Origin of the sequence: Streptomyces sp. HUAS MG91 (assembly GCF_040529335.1) — a bacterium.
Taxonomy (GTDB): domain Bacteria; phylum Actinomycetota; class Actinomycetes; order Streptomycetales; family Streptomycetaceae; genus Streptomyces; species Streptomyces tabacisoli.
Map to the genome: position 1 here is coordinate 3,075,043 of NZ_CP159534.1, position 12,962 is coordinate 3,088,004.

9 protein-coding genes are annotated in these 12,962 nt (G+C 71.8%); 3 read left to right on the plus strand and 6 right to left on the minus strand.

Features of this window, described 5'->3' with window-relative positions; genetic code table 11:
- Positions 1-2: 2 nt before the first annotated feature.
- From ABII15_RS14070 to ABII15_RS14080, 3 genes are all read right to left on the minus strand, one after another.
- Positions 3-1,724 carry a GMC family oxidoreductase gene (locus tag ABII15_RS14070; RefSeq protein ID WP_353942665.1) on the minus strand — a complete coding sequence of 574 codons (1,722 nt, stop codon included), beginning with the start codon at positions 1,722-1,724 and terminating at the stop codon, positions 3-5.
- A complete protein-coding gene (locus ABII15_RS14075; RefSeq protein WP_353942666.1) occupies positions 1,717-3,639 on the minus strand; it encodes an AMP-dependent synthetase/ligase in 1,923 nt (640 codons plus the stop codon). Before ABII15_RS14075 ends, ABII15_RS14070 begins: the two co-directional genes overlap by 8 nt.
- Before the next feature lie 176 nt (positions 3,640-3,815).
- The gene (locus tag ABII15_RS14080) at positions 3,816-4,436 is read right to left on the minus strand and encodes a TetR/AcrR family transcriptional regulator (RefSeq protein ID WP_353947054.1); all 621 of its coding nucleotides are present in this window, start codon (positions 4,434-4,436) and stop codon (positions 3,816-3,818) included.
- 139 nt (positions 4,437-4,575) lie between these two features.
- On the opposite strand from ABII15_RS14080, the gene ABII15_RS14085 reads away from it, so the two are divergent.
- Together ABII15_RS14085 and ABII15_RS14090 are read left to right on the plus strand one after the other, a co-directional pair.
- Entirely contained in the window at positions 4,576-5,043 is a 468-nt protein-coding gene (locus ABII15_RS14085; RefSeq protein WP_353942667.1) for an SCP2 sterol-binding domain-containing protein, read from the plus strand.
- 19 nt (positions 5,044-5,062) lie between these two features.
- Positions 5,063-6,274 (plus strand): acyl-CoA dehydrogenase family protein, encoded by a 1,212-nt coding sequence (locus ABII15_RS14090; RefSeq protein WP_353942668.1) that lies wholly within the window; start codon positions 5,063-5,065, stop codon positions 6,272-6,274.
- 224 nt (positions 6,275-6,498) lie between these two features.
- Here the strand turns inward: ABII15_RS14090 and ABII15_RS14095 are convergent, their stop codons facing one another.
- On the minus strand, positions 6,499-7,365 hold the full coding sequence (locus ABII15_RS14095; RefSeq protein WP_353942669.1) for an ABC transporter permease: 867 nt from the start codon (positions 7,363-7,365) through the stop codon (positions 6,499-6,501).
- A 214-nt stretch (positions 7,366-7,579) separates the two neighbouring features.
- Positions 7,580-10,291: an alpha/beta fold hydrolase gene (locus ABII15_RS14100; protein ID WP_353942670.1), complete on the minus strand. Its 2,712-nt coding sequence runs from the start codon at positions 10,289-10,291 to the stop codon at positions 7,580-7,582.
- A 246-nt stretch (positions 10,292-10,537) separates the two neighbouring features.
- Between ABII15_RS14100 and ABII15_RS14105 the strand changes: the two genes are divergently transcribed.
- Complete coding sequence (locus tag ABII15_RS14105) at positions 10,538-10,963, plus strand: GNAT family N-acetyltransferase (protein ID WP_353942671.1); 426 nt, start codon at positions 10,538-10,540, stop codon at positions 10,961-10,963.
- A gap of 173 nt (positions 10,964-11,136) precedes the next feature.
- Here the strand turns inward: ABII15_RS14105 and ABII15_RS14110 are convergent, their stop codons facing one another.
- Positions 11,137-12,540: an APC family permease gene (locus ABII15_RS14110; protein ID WP_353942672.1), complete on the minus strand. Its 1,404-nt coding sequence runs from the start codon at positions 12,538-12,540 to the stop codon at positions 11,137-11,139.
- Between the last annotated feature and the right edge of the window lie 422 nt (positions 12,541-12,962).

The window sequence follows — 12,962 nt, forward strand, 5'->3', positions numbered from 1 at the left end:
GTTCAGAACCTCAACTCCCCGTAGGCGCCTGCCGGAACCGCAGGCGCCGCGGGGAGCACCGGTGTCAGCGGCCGGTACTCCTCCCCCGGCCCAGGGCGCGGGTCGGGCTCGCCCTTGTTCGGCCAGTACGACATCGCGCGCTCGGCCTGCGCGGTGATCGTCAGGGACGGATTGACGCCCAGGTTCGCGGAGACCGCCGAGCCGTCCACCACCGAGATGCCCGGATGCCCGTAGACCCGGTGGTAGGCGTCGATGACCCCGCTCTCGGGCGACTCCCCGATGGCGCAGCCGCCGAGGAAGTGCGCGGTGAGCGGCTTGCCCAGCAGCTCGCCGAGGTTGGTGCCCGCGAAGCCGTTGATGGACTCGGCGATCAGCCCGGCGGCCTGCCAGCCCTCGGGGATGTGGACGGGGTTGGGGCGGCCGTGGCCCTGCTCGGCGGTGAGCGCCCCGCGGCGCGTCAGCTCGGTCGTCAGTGAGTTGTCGTGGGTCTGCATGACGAGCCCGATGATGGTCCGCTCCGACCAGCGCCGCAGCGCGACCGTGCGGACCACGAGCACCGGGTGGGAGAGGAACGCGAGCGCGGCGGCCAGCGGCTTCGGCAGGTTCTGCCTGTACTGGGGTACGCAGATCAGGGCCATGAGGTTGGAGCCCTTGCCGTAGCGGACGTTCTCGATGTGGGTGGTGGGGTTCGGGTGCACGGAGGAGGTGATGGCCACCCCGCGCGTGAAGTCGATGTCCGTGCGGCCGAGGCGGCGCGGCCAGGTCAACGCCCCCACCAGCGCTTCGGAGTTGGTGCGGGTCAGCACCCCGAGCCGCTGCGACAGCCGCGGCAGGACGCCGTCGGCCTTCATGCGGTGCAGCAGGGTCTGGGTGCCGTACGTGCCGGCGGCGAGGACGACGCGCCGGGCGCGCAGGACGGTGCCGCGGCCCCGGCGGCGCTTGCCGGTGGGCACGGTCTTTACCTCGTACGTGCCGTCGTCCAGCTCGCGGACGCGGGTGACGGTGGTGAGGGGGCGGACCTCGGCGCCGATGCGTTCGGCGAGGTGCAGATAGTTCTCGGTGAGGGTGTTCTTGGCACCGACGCGGCAGCCCGTCATGCACGAGCCGCACTCGGTGCAGGCGGCGCGGGCGGGCCCTGCGCCGCCGAAGTAGGGGTCGGGGACCGGCTCCCCCGGAGCGGCGGTCGTGGCGCCTTCCGCGTCCTTGCCGTCGCCGAAGAAGACGCCGACGGGGGTGAGTCGGAAGGTGTCGCCCGCGCCCATCCTGCGGGCCGCCGCGCGCAGCAGTTCGTCGGCCTCGGTGGTGGTCGGGTTGGTGCGCACGCCGAGCATGCGGCGCGCCTGGTCGTAGTAGGGGGCGAGTTCGGCCTGCCAGTCGGTGATGCCCGCCCACTGCTGGTCCTCGAAGAAGGCGGGCGGCGGGACGTAGAGGGTGTTGGCGTAGTTCAGGGAGCCGCCGCCGACGCCCGCTCCCGCGAGCACCATCACGTTCTTCATCAGGTGGATGCGCTGGATCCCGTACAGGCCGAGCCGTGGCGCCCACAGGTAGTCGCGGAGCTTCAGGGACGTACGGGGCAGGGTGTCGCGCGTGTAGCGGCGGCCCGCCTCCAGGACGGCGACGCGGTAGCCCTTCTCGGTCAGCCGGAGGGCGGCGACGGAGCCGCCGAAGCCGGAGCCGACGACGATGACGTCGAAGTCGGTCTCGGGAACAGGGGCCTCAGGCACCGTAGAGCTCCTCTATCTCCCGTTCGTACGCCGCCATGACCGCGGGCCGTTTGATCTTCAGGGACGGGGTGAGGAGGCCGTTGTCCTCGGTGAACTCGCCCTCGACCAGAGTGAATTTGCGGATGGACTCGGCGCGGGAGACCGCTTCGTTGGCGTAGTCGACGGCCCTTTGGACGTCGGCGACGATGCGCGGGTCGGCGATCACCTCGCTGAGCGGGGTGTCGGCGGGCATCTTACGGACGGACAACCAGTGGGCCACGGACTCGGGTTCGAGGGTGATGACGGCGGCGACGTAGGAGCGGTTGTCGCCGACGACGATGCACTGGCCGACGGGCGAGCGGCTGCGCAGCCGGTCCTCCAGGACGGCCGGGGAGACGTTCTTGCCGCCACTGGTGACGAGGATGTCCTTCTTGCGGCCGGTGATCGTGAGGTAGCCCTCGTCGTCGAGCGCGCCGAGGTCGCCGGTGGCGAACCAGCCGTCGGCGTCGAGGACTTCGCCGCTCGCCGCGTCGTTGTTCCAGTACCCGCCGAAGACGATGCCGCCCTTGACCAGCACCTCGCCGTCGTCGGCGATGCGGACGGCGGTGCCGGGCACGGGGGTGCCGACGGTGCCGGGGCGGGGCCGCAGCGGCGGGGTGATGGTGGCGGCGGCGGTGGTCTCGGTGAGGCCGTAGCCCTCGTAGACGACGATGCCGGAGGCGTAGAAGAAGAGGTTGAGGTTGCGGTCGAGGGGCGAGCCGCCGCTGATCGCGTACCGCAGCCGGCCGCCGAGTTCCTTGCGGACGCGGCGGTAGACGAGCAGGTCGTACAGTCCGGCGGCGAGCTTCAGGCCGGCGCCGGGGCCCTGCCCGGTCTCCAGGAACTTCGCGAGGTGCCGCTCGCCGAAGTTCACGGCGATCCGGTCGGCCCGGTCGAAGGAGGAGCCGCGGCCGATCTTCTCGGCGGTGGCCCGCCCGGTGTCGTGGATCTTCTCGAAGAGGTACGGCACGCCGACCACGAACGTCGGCCGGAACGAGCGGAGTTCGGGCCGCAGCTCGTCCGGCTTGATGCTCGCGCAGTGCCCCAGTTCGATACGGGCCAGCAGGCACGCCACCTGGATGGTGCGGCCCAGGATGTGCGCGAGGGGGAGGAAGAGCAGCGTCGAGGCGGTCTGGCCGGTGATGGCCTTGAAGATGGGGTGCAGCAGTTCGACGGTGTTGGCGGCCTCCGCGTACAGGTTGCCGTGGGTCAGGACGCAGCCCTTGGGGCGGCCCGTGGTGCCCGAGGTGTAGCAGACGGTCGCGATGGTGTCGGAGGTGAGAGCGGCACGCCGCTTGGTGACCTCCTCGTCGGACACCTCCCGTCCCTGGGTGGCGAGTTCGAGGACGGCGCCCGCGTCCAGCTGCCAGATGCGCGGGCGGTCCGGGGCGGGCAGCGCGGCTTCGGCGGCGGCCTGGTTCTCCGGGGTCTCCACGATCAGCAGGCGGGCGCCCGAGTCCCGCACGATCCACTCGATCTGCCCGGGCGAGGACGTGGCGTAGATGGGGACGGTCTGGCCGCCCGCCGCCCAGATCGCGAAGTCGAGGACCTCCCACTCGTAGCGGGTGCGCGACATCAGCGCGACGCGGCCGCCCGGTTCGAGCCCGGCGGCGATCAGTCCCTTGGCGGCGGCGGTGACCTCGCGGGCGAACGCGGCGGCGGTGACCGGCTTCCACTCGCCGGCCTCCTTGCGGCGCAGGACCACCGTGTCCGGCGCCTCGGCGGCGTTCAGGAACGGGATGTCGGCGGGGGTGCCGCCGCCCTCCGGTGGCGTGGCGAGCGGCGCGGTGCGCGCCTCGCGGACCACTCCCCGCTCGTCCCTGACGAGGTCGATCTGGACGCGGTCGGCCAGGTCGCTGCGCTTCCTGGCCCGCTTCAGATCCTTGCGTACGCCCATTGACGGCTCCCGGTCGCGCGGCTGCTGCGGCACTGCTGAACTCAGGTGCTTGCCCGTCCCCGTCGGCGTCCTGTCGACTCCGGGACGAACTTACTCGGGGGTCAACTTACTCACGCGTAAGGAAAATTCAATGGGTCGTGCGCGAATCCGGGCCCATGAGACGGACGGAGGGCGGGTCACCCCTCCGGCAGCCACGCCTCGCCGTCGAGGACGTCCCGCATGCCCACCCACACCATGTTCATCAGCCGCAGCGTGACGGCCTCCGGCGACTGGCCGGGGTGGTGCTCCATCCAGTCGGTGAGCGAGTCGGCGGCGCCGACCAGGGCGTGGGCGACGAAGTCGGCGTCCTGCCCGCCGAGCCGCGCGCCGCGCCCGCTCTCCGTGATCCCGTCCCTGATCAGGCCGGCCACCTCGGCCATGACCGCGCGCCGGGCCTCGGCGACCGCGGCGGCGATGGCCTCGGACAGCTCGGAGGCCTGCCGGTGCAGCACGACCCAGCTGTCGCGGTGCGCGGTGACGAACGCGAAGAACGCCGAGAGCCCGGCGTACAGCCGCAGTTCGGGCGCGGCGCCCGCGCCCCGGGCTGCCTCCTGGAAGGCGGCGACGAGCCGCTCGGCCTCCCGGCGCAGGCACGCCAGGAACAGCCCTTCCTTCGAATCCAGGTACAGATAGACCATCGGCTTGGAGATCCCGGCGAGTTCGGCGATCTCGTCGACGGAGGCGGCGTGATAGCCGCGCTTGGCGAAGATGCCGACGGCCACGTCGATGATCTGCTGCTCGCGCACTTTCCGGGGCACGCGCTTGCGCCGCGCCACCGGCCGTCCCGCCGTGCGCCCTTGAGCCGCTCCCGATGTGCCCGTCACTCTTGTCAGCCTACCTACCTCGCCGTAACCTTACCAAGCAGTAAGTTTACTTGGCAGTAAGGAGACTGGGTCCATGAGTGGTGCCGACGACATCGCCTCCCTCGACTTCGCGAGCGTCACGCCCGAGGAGTTCGCCCGGATCGTGAAGGGCCTGTCAACGAAGGAGATCAACGAGATCGCGCAGGACGCCACGCTGCGCGCCCGGGTCCTGAAGGAGGTGTTCGGGCGCATGGAGCGGCAGTTCAAGCCGGATGTCGCGGGCTCGCTCGACGCGCTGATCCGCTGGAAGGTGACCGGTCAGGGCGACACCGAGGACGCGGTCTACGAGACGAAGATCGCGAACGCCACGTGCACGGTGACCGAGGGCCGCTCGAACGCCGAGCCGCGCGTCACGCTCGTCATGGGCGACGCCGACTTCCTGAAGCTGGTCTCCGGGAACTCCTCGCCGGTCACGATGTTCATGATGCGCAAGGTGAAGATCGCGGGCGATGTCGCGCTCGCGGCGGGCCTGACCCGCTACTTCGACATTCCCAAGGCATAGGGCGGGGCGGGGTTCGGACATGGCTTTCTCTCTCGAACTGGACGAGGAGCAGCGGGATCTGCGCGACTGGGTGCACGGTTTCGCGGCGGACGTGGTCCGCCCGGCCGCGGCCGAGTGGGACGAGCGCGAGGAGACTCCCTGGCCGGTGATCCAGGAGGCCGCGAAGATCGGCCTGTACGGGTTCGAGTCGCTCGCCGAGCTGTTCGGCGACCCGAGCGGCATCTCGCTCCAGATCGCCAACGAGGAGCTGTTCTGGGGCGACGCCGGCATCGGCATGGCGCTGTTCGGCACGTCGCTCGCGGTCGCCGGGATCTTCTCCTCCGGCACGCCCGACCAGCTGGCCGAGTGGGTGCCGCAGTGCTACGGCGACGAGGACGACCCGAAGGTGGCGGCCTTCTGCGTGTCCGAGCCGCAGGCGGGTTCGGACGTGGCGGCGATGCGGACGCGGGCCCGGTACGACGAGGCGCGCGACGAGTGGGTGCTCAGCGGCCAGAAGGCCTGGATCACCAACGGCGGCATCGCCAACGTCCACGTGGTCGTCGCCTCCGTCGACCCGGAGCTGGGCTCGCGCGGGCAGGCCGCCTTCATCGTGCCGCCGGGCACGCGCGGCCTCGAAGGCGCCAAGAAGATACGCAAGCTGGGGCTGCGCGCCTCGCACACGGCGGACGTCTTCCTCGACGACGTACGGGTTCCGGGGCACTGCCTGCTCGGCGGCAAGGAGAAGCTGGACGCGCGGCTCGCGCGGGCCCGCGAGGGCGGCCGGGCCAAGGGGCAGGCCGCCATGTCGACGTTCGAGGTCAGCAGGCCGACGGTCGGCGCCCAGGCGCTGGGTATCGCGCGCGCCGCGTACGAGTACGCGCTGGAGTACGCGGGCGACCGGCACGCGTTCGGCCGGCCCATCATCGAGAACCAGGCGATCGCGTTCGCCCTCGCCGACCTCCGTACGGAGATCGAGGCGTGCCGGCTGCTGATCTGGCAGGCGTCGTGGATGGCCCGCAACGACAAGGTGTTCGACGCCGGGCAGGGCTCGATGTCGAAGCTCCGCGCCGGTGAACTGGCCGTCGCCGCCTCGGAGAAGGCCATCCAGGTGCTCGGCGGCGCCGGGTACAGCCGGGAGCACCCGGTGGAACGGATGTACCGGGACGCGAAGATCTACACGATCTTCGAGGGAACGAGCGAGATCCAGCGCCTGGTGATCGCCCGGGCCATCTCGGGGCGGCAGATTCGGTGACGTCGGGGGTGTCGGGCGCGGGTGCGCGGGGGGCTGGTCGCGCAGTTCCCCGCGCCCCTTGTCGGGTTGTCGATCAACTGACGGCCGGTGGCCGCTTCTCGCGCAGTTCCCCGCGCCCCTGAGGCAGGCGCTTCGCGCCGCCGCCCTGAAGGCCGCAGGCCTTTCAGGGGCGCGGGGAACTGCGCGACCAGCCACGACGGGAGGCGCGGACGGGGAACGGGGCGCTAGGACACCACGTCCTTGCGGGCGAACCCCCTGAAGGCCAACGCGAACAGCACCAGGGCGTACGCCACCGACACCGACGTCCCCTGGATCATGCCGCTCCACTCGGGCTGCGGCTGAATCACATCCGCCCAGGCGAACTGCCAGTGCGCGGGAAGGAAGTCGCGCCAGTGGCCGAGCGCCGTCACCGCGTCGAGGACATTGCCGACGATGGTCAGGAACACGGCGCCGCCGACCGCGCCCAACGGGTTGTCCGTCTTGGTCGACAGCCAGAACGCGAGCCCCGCCGTGACCAGTTGGGACAGGAAGATGTACACGATGACGACGAGCAGCCGCTGGGCCGCCACGCCCGCGGACAGCGCGCCGCCGGTCGGGATCTCCAGCGGCCCCCACCCGTACGCGGCCGTACCGACGGCGAGCGCGACCACGGGCAGCAGCACGATCGCGGCGAGGCTGAGGCACAGCGCGACCGTCAGCTTGGACCACAGCAGGCGGGCCCGGGGCACCGGCGCCGCCAGCAGATAGCGCAGGCTGGACCAGCTCGCCTCGGAGGCGACGGTGTCACCGCAGAACAGGGCCACCGGGATGACCAGCAGGAACCCGGCGGACACGAACAGGCTCGTCGCCGCGAAGTTGGCGCCCGACGCCGTGGCCGTGTCCATCAGCGTCACCCGCCCGCTTCTGCCGCCCGGGTCACCGCCGATGGCGAACGCGATGGCCAGCACGAACGGCAGCAGCGCGAGCACGGCTGCCATGGCCAGGGTGCGGCGGCGCTTGACCTGACGGGCCAGTTCGACCCGGAAGGGAAGGGTGCGGGCCGGGCGGTAGCCGTCGGCACGGTCCGCTGCCGCGGGGGCGGTGGTGGTCATCGGTGTCCTCCGGGTGCGCGGGGTGTCCCTGGGGTGGGGCGTGCGTCGTCGACCGCGGCCCGGTGGGGCTTCTCGCGCAGTTCCCCGCGCCCCTGGAAGCGAGCTCCGCTCGCCCAGGGGAAGCTGCGCGCAGCGCATGCTTCAGGGGCGCGGGGAACTGCGCGACCGGCCACGACGAGAGGCACGCCCGACCACGCACCCCGCTCAACCCCCATCACGGCGCACCCCCGATCAACGTGAGGAACGCGTCCTCCAACCGCCGGTGCGGCCCAAGGGACTTCACCGGCACATCGAGCCGCACCAGATCGGCCAGCAACCGCGCCGCAGGCACACCGTCGGGCTCGCCCTCGCCCGGAGACAGCCGTACCAGGAGGCCGTCGTCGGCACGGACGGCGGACTCCACGCCCACCAGCGCGGCGACCTTCTCGACCACCGGATCGGAGATCTCCCCGGCCAGCCCGACGAGAAGCGTGTCCCCCGAGCCGACGATCCGGTCGACGGGCCCGGCCTGCACCAGACGCCCCCGGTCCATGACGACCAGGTGCGTGCAGGACTGCTCCACCTCGGCGAGGAGATGGCTGGAGACGATGACGGTACGGCCGTCGCGCGCGTACCGGATCATCACCTCGCGCATCTCGCGGATCTGCGGCGGGTCGAGGCCGTTGGTCGGCTCGTCCAGGATCAGCAGGTCCGGCAGGCCGAGCATGGCCTGCGCGATGGCGAGCCGCTGCCGCATGCCCTGCGAGTACGTGCGCACCGCGCGGGCGAGGGCGTCACCGAGCCCGGCGATCTCCAGCGCCTCGTCGAGGTGGGCGTCCTCGGGCGGGCGGCCCGTGGCACGCCAGTACAGCTCCAGGTTCTCCCGGCCGGACAGGTGCGGCAGGAAGCCGGCGCCCTCGACGAAGGCGCCCACGCGGGACAGCACGGGCGCGCCCGGACGGATCGCGTGCCCGAAGACACGGATCTCGCCCGCGTCCGGCCCGATCAGGCCCATGAGCATGCGCAGTGTCGTCGTCTTGCCCGCGCCGTTCGGCCCGAGCAGGCCGAGGACCTGGCCCTTCTCGACGCGGAAGGACAGGTCGCGGACCGCGTACCGGTCGCTCGACTTCGCGTACCGCTTGCTGAGGTCCGTGATCTGGAGCGGGACGTCGGCCAGCGCCGGGTCGGGCGCCGGTGCCGTCGTCCGGCGGCGTGCGGTGAGCAGCAGCCCCGCGGCGACGACGGCCGCGCCGAGCGGCAGCCACCACACCCAGCCGGGCAGCGGAGTGGCGGCGGTCCGTACGTCCGGCGCGGTCGGCAGGCTCAGCCCGCCGGCCACGGAGACCTGATAGGTGGCGGGCCGGGCTGGCGAGGCGTAGCCCAGGTCGGTCGCGGAGAGCACGAGCCGCAGCTTGTGCCCCTTCTGCACCTGGTGGTCGATGGCCGGGAGGGTGATCCGCACGTCCTTGCCGGTGCCGCCCGCGCCGGTCACCTTCACCGGGGTGACCAGCTGGGACGGCAGCACCTCGCGGGCGCCGCCGGGCCCGGCGTCGTAGACCTTCGCGAACAGCACGGCCGTGCCGGTGGAGGACTTCACGCGGGCTGTCACCGTCGGTGAGCCGGTGATCCGCACGGACCTGGCCAGCGGCGCCGAGTCGAAGCGCGCGAACTGTCCGGGGAAGTCGAGGGAGACGCCGACGCCGAGCGAGGAGAGGTTGGCCAGTGCGCCGAGGCCGGGCACCGCGGAGATGGACGGCGGGCCGCCGCCCGGCGGGTTCTGGAACGTCTCCGTGGCGGACTTGAGCGGCACATCCACCCGTCGCTCACCGCGCAGTCCCGGATACCGGTCGCCGCTGGCGCCGCGCAGCGTGGCCGCGCCGTCGGTGGAGTCGACGCCGCCGGTGCGGGTGACGCGGAACGCCGGGCCGGTGTCGACGCCCGGCTCGTCCTTCAGGTACCGGTCGAACCAGGACGTCACGCGCTTGGACATCCGGTCGATCTCCATATTGCCGCCGTCGTGGCCGCCGTCCAGCCAGTCCACGTCGACCGGGGCGTGATTGGCCTTGATCTGCCGTGCCATGGCGTCGGCCTGCCCGAGCGGGAACAGCGAGTCGGTCTGGCCCTGCGCGATCAGCGTGGGCACCTTGATGCGGTCGCCGACGGCGGACGGGCTGCGCTCCTCCAGGAGCTTGCGGGCCGCCGCGTCCGGCTCACCGGAGACCGCCACCCGCTGGTACATGGCGCACAGCTCGTCCTTGAACCGCCCGCACTTCAGGCCCGCCTCGCTGGTGCGCGAGCCGATGTTCGCCGAGCCGGAGGTGAAGAAGATCCCGGCCCACAGCTTCTTGAACACCCCGTCGGGGAACAGGGCGTCCGCGAGGTTCCAGTACGTGATCTGCGGTGCGATGGCGTCGATCCGCCGGTCGTGGGCGGCGGCGAGGAGGGACACCGCGCCGCCGTAACTGGCGCCGGTCGCGCCGACCCGCGGGTCGCCGGCCTTGTCGAGCTGCACCTCGGGGCGCTTCGCCAGCCAGTCGACCAGCCGCGACACGTCGGCGACCTCGCCTCTCGGGTCGTTCAGCCCGATCTTGCCGTTCGACTTCCCGAAGCCGCGCGCCGACCAGGTCAGCACCGCGTATCCGTGCCGGGCCAGCTTCTCCGCCTCGCCGCGCACATCGGCCTTGCTGCCGCCGAAACCGTGCGTGAGCAGCACGGCGGGCCGCCGCTCGGTCGCGGGTCCCGTCGTGAAGAACGACGTGTCGATCCGGACGCCGCCGCCCATGGCCATCATCCGGTCCTGCCGGTGCACCGTGGGCGCCGACCCCGACGACGCGGTGGCCGTCCAGGTCCCGGCGCCCGCGAGCACCACAAGGGCGGCCGCGACGGCGATCCACCGCCGCGGCCTTCCGCGTACTCGCTCACGCCATGCGCGCACTCGTAGATCCATGCCTCAACGGTAGGGGTCGCCACTGACAGTTACCGCCGTCCCCGGTCTGAGCCGGGTGCCCTCCCGGGGTAGTACGGCGGGCCGCTCGCCTACCGCGGACGCGGTACGAACGGGCTCCGCCCCGCCTGCCCGCCCCTCGCACCTCGAAACGGAGCCCGTCCGTCCCGGCACTCGTGGCACCGGCACACCGGGCGCGCCGTCCGCAGGCTCCCCGCTCCACCCACCCCGTCGTGCTACGACTCACCCATGCGCATCACCCGAGCCACCTCCACCGCCCAACTGCACGCGGCGGCGGCCCTGTTCGACGCTCCGCCGCGCGAGGAGTGGGCCGCGGACTTCCTCGCGGCCCCCGGCCACCATCTCTACCTCGCGGAGGCGGACGGCGAGCCGGCCGGTTTCGTCAGCGGTGTCGAGACCGTGCACCCGGACAAGGGCCGCGAGATGTTCCTCTACGAACTCGCCGTCGCCGAGCCGTACCGGCGCCGCGGCATCGCCCGGGCCCTGGTCCGCACCCTCGCGGACCTGGCCGCCGGGCTCGGCTGCTACGGCATGTGGGTCGGCGTCGACCTCGACAACGACGCGGCCCTCGCCACGTACCGCAGCGCGGGCGGCGCGCAGGAGGGGCCGTGCCAGGTGGTCGTCTGGAACTTCACCCCGTCGGACAGGCCCTAGGCCGTGTCCGCAAAGTCCCTCCTGCCCCGCGACGCCTGGCACGCACTCTCGCCGCACCGGGCACAAGGCCGAGTACCTCCAGTACGAGGCCTCGCACCCGGCGCGCCGAGAGCACGCACCAGACGCCGCGAGGCCCGCCCTCCGGGCGGACGGAGGGACTTTGCGGACACGACCTAGGCCTGCGCGTCCTCCGGCAGCGACACCAGCCAGCGGGTGTCGCGGCGCGGCCGCAGGTAGAAGGCCCAGTAGAGCGTCGCGACGGCCGTGATCCCGCCCGTCCACAGCAGGTACGAGACCTCCTGCTCGACGAGGATGTACGCCATCACCGCGATCAGCAGCACCGGCACCGCGGGCCACAGCGGCATGCGCCAGGCGGACTGGTGGCGGTGGTCGCCGCGCCGGGCGAGGAGCGCCGCGATCGCGACGAGCAGGTACATGCCGGTGACGGAGACGCCCGTCACGCCGTACAGGGTGTCGAGGTTCACGAAGCACAGGGCGGCGCCGGGCACGCCCACGACCAGGGTCGCGACCCACGGGGAGCCGAAGCGGCCCAGCTTGGCCAGGCCCCGGTTGACCGGCTCGGGCCACGCCTTGTCGCGGGCGGAGGCGAAGAGGACACGGGAGTTCTGGATGACCATGACGATGCCCGCGTTGATGATGGCGAGCGCGACGCAGAGCGAGACGAAGGTGCCGACGGCCGAGTTCGACCAGGCCTCGACCATGCCGCTGATGTTGCCGGAGGTGAGCGCCGCCAGGTCGGGCGCGCCCATGGTGATGGCCGCGACCGGGACGAGGATGATCACCGTGGAGATGGCGAGGGTGGCCAGGACGGTGCGGGCAACGGAGGTGCGGGGGTTCTCCAGCTCCTCGGAGAGGTAGACGGCCGTCGAGAAGCCCTGGGTGACGAAGAGGGCGATCGCGAGCCCGGAGACGACCAGCATCGCCGTCACGGTGTCGGTGTGGCCGCCGTCGCCCGCCACCTGCATCGAGAACAGCGAGCCCGCCCCGCGCTCGGAGTGGGCGAAGCCGAGGACCGCGACGACGGCCGCCGCGATGACCTCGAGGACCAGGAAGATGCCGGTGATCCAGGCGTTGGCGCGCAGGTCGAGCAGTCCCGCGAGGGTGGCCAGGCCCATCACGCCCGCGCCCGCGACGGACGGGTCGAGGTGGACCAGCGGGGCCAGGTAGTCGGCCGTGCCCATGGCGATCACCGGGGGCACGATCATCACGACCAGCAGGGAGAGCACGAACACCAGCCACCCGGCGAGCCGGCCCGCCAGCGTCGTGACCATGGCGTACTCGCCGCCCGCGCTGGGGATGAGGGTGCCCAGCTCCGAGTAGCAGAACGCCACGCCGATACAGAGCAGGGAGCCGATGGCGATGGTGAGGGCCGTCGCGGTGCCGAGGTCGCCGAAGAGGTCGGGGACGACGACGAAGAGCGTGGAGGCGGGCGTCACGCACGACAGCGTGAGCAGGGTGCCGCCGACGACGCCGATGGAACGCTTGAGCTTCTGAGGGGACGCACCGGGTTCCGGCGCGGCCGCGGGGACGGCGGTCGGGCGAAGCGTGTCGGTCATGGAGCGGTTCCGATCGACTCGTGCGGCAGCGGGGTCGGGCGGGAGCGCTATCGCCTCCGAAGGCTGGACAGGCTGGTGGGGATGGGGTGTGCGTCGCTCCCGGCGCGTTATCGAACATCGCCGATAACCGGAACGTCAACGGCCGTTTCCCTACGGATTCCGTACGCGGCCCGCGCGCCAACCACTCGGCTTTCCTTAGCTGTTCGCAAAGTCCGCCGCTTTCCATGTGGCGACTTCAGTAGATGACCTTGCTATCGAAGGCAAGAACACTGGAACGCTTCCGACACCCGATACATCCCCTCTGTGCGGGAACCGCAGCGCACCCCCCGAAGTTCTTCAGAACTTGTCCGGACTCCGGACGCCCACCGCGCCCCTGTCGCCGGATTTGTCCCTTGATCCACGCGCATCGTAAGAACGGAGGC

What these genes read in the sequence shown, in the direction of transcription:
- ABII15_RS14095 (WP_353942669.1), bottom strand. Translation starts at nt 7,365, where the DNA reads ATGACCACCACCGCCCCCGCGGCAGCGGACCGTGCCGACGGCTACCGC.
- ABII15_RS14100 (WP_353942670.1), bottom strand. Translation starts at nt 10,291, where the DNA reads ATGGATCTACGAGTGCGCGCATGGCGTGAGCGAGTACGCGGAAGGCCG.
- ABII15_RS14085 (WP_353942667.1), top strand. Translation starts at nt 4,576, where the DNA reads ATGAGTGGTGCCGACGACATCGCCTCCCTCGACTTCGCGAGCGTCACG.
- ABII15_RS14090 (WP_353942668.1), top strand. Translation starts at nt 5,063, where the DNA reads ATGGCTTTCTCTCTCGAACTGGACGAGGAGCAGCGGGATCTGCGCGAC.
- ABII15_RS14110 (WP_353942672.1), bottom strand. Translation starts at nt 12,540, where the DNA reads ATGACCGACACGCTTCGCCCGACCGCCGTCCCCGCGGCCGCGCCGGAA.
- ABII15_RS14075 (WP_353942666.1), bottom strand. Translation starts at nt 3,639, where the DNA reads ATGGGCGTACGCAAGGATCTGAAGCGGGCCAGGAAGCGCAGCGACCTG.
- ABII15_RS14105 (WP_353942671.1), top strand. Translation starts at nt 10,538, where the DNA reads ATGCGCATCACCCGAGCCACCTCCACCGCCCAACTGCACGCGGCGGCG.